Source organism: Aquimarina sp. I32.4, from assembly GCF_002924285.1.
In the GTDB taxonomy this organism is placed as follows: Bacteria; Bacteroidota; Bacteroidia; order Flavobacteriales; family Flavobacteriaceae; genus Aquimarina.
In genome coordinates this window covers 1-1038 of the sequence record NZ_PGUB01000243.1, presented here as the reverse complement: position 1 = coordinate 1038, position 1038 = coordinate 1, and the positions used below count along the sequence as shown (strand labels likewise).

General features: G+C 35.3%; 1 protein-coding gene. It reads left to right on the top strand.

The genetic code is table 11. The features are described 5' to 3' along the window. A partial coding sequence (locus CVD18_RS22295; RefSeq protein WP_233194626.1) for a condensation domain-containing protein occupies positions 1 to 1038 on the top strand: 1038 nt, incomplete at both ends.

The window sequence follows — 1038 nt, the reverse complement described above, 5'->3', positions numbered from 1 at the left end:
GTTATAGAGATTTCACCTATAGAACATATTTTGGTTTTGGTTATGCATCATATTGCTTCAGATGGTTGGTCTTTACCTATTTTCGTCAAGGAGTTGGTATCCTTATATGGTTCTAGAGAAGAGGGTGTTCCCTCTGATTTGATGACATTGCCTATTCAATATGCTGATTATTCATTATGGCAACGTAGTGATTCTTTTAGTTTATTGCTATCGAACAAGTTATCGTATTGGGATAAGAAATTAAAAGGTATTTCTCCGTTAAATCTTCCTACAGATTTTTCACGTCCTTCTACCCGTAGTCATCAAGGAGGTATTTTGGGTTTTACCATTTCAGGGGATTTACTTAATGATGTTTACAAACTATCTACAGCTACTGAGACTACATTGTTTATGGTTTTGTTGTCTGTTTTTAAGGTTTTATTGTATCGTTATTCTGGTCAGGAAGATATTAGTGTTGGTAGCCCTATTGCTAATAGAGGTCAGTCTGATGTTGAGCCATTGATAGGGTTCTTTGTGAACACTTTAGTTTTACGTAGTTCTTTAATTGGAGCTACACGTTTTAAGGATTTTTTACTCGATTTACGAGCAACTACATTAGAGGCTTATGATCATCAGGAGGTTTCTTTTGAGAAAATAGTAGATCAACTAGGAGCAGATCGCGATATGAGTCGTAGCCCATTATTTGATGTGATGTTTGTTTTACAGAATAATGTATCTATTCCAGAGATTTCATTGGGAGAAGCTGTTTTGTCATCAGAGCTTTATGAACGTGATACGACAGCTTTTGATTTAACTTTTAGCGTCGATGAGACATCGTCTGGTTTAGCTGTTTCTATAGAGTATAGCAAGGATTTATTTTTGCCAGACACCATAGTTAGAATGTTTGATCATTATAAAATGCTTTTGTCTTCGGTAGTTTCTGATCCAGAACAGTCAATAGGTAACCTTTCAATGTTGACTCCAGTAGAAGAAAAGGAGTTGATTCATGATTTTAATGATACAGCAGTTGATTACCCTTTTGATAGGACGATTATAGAT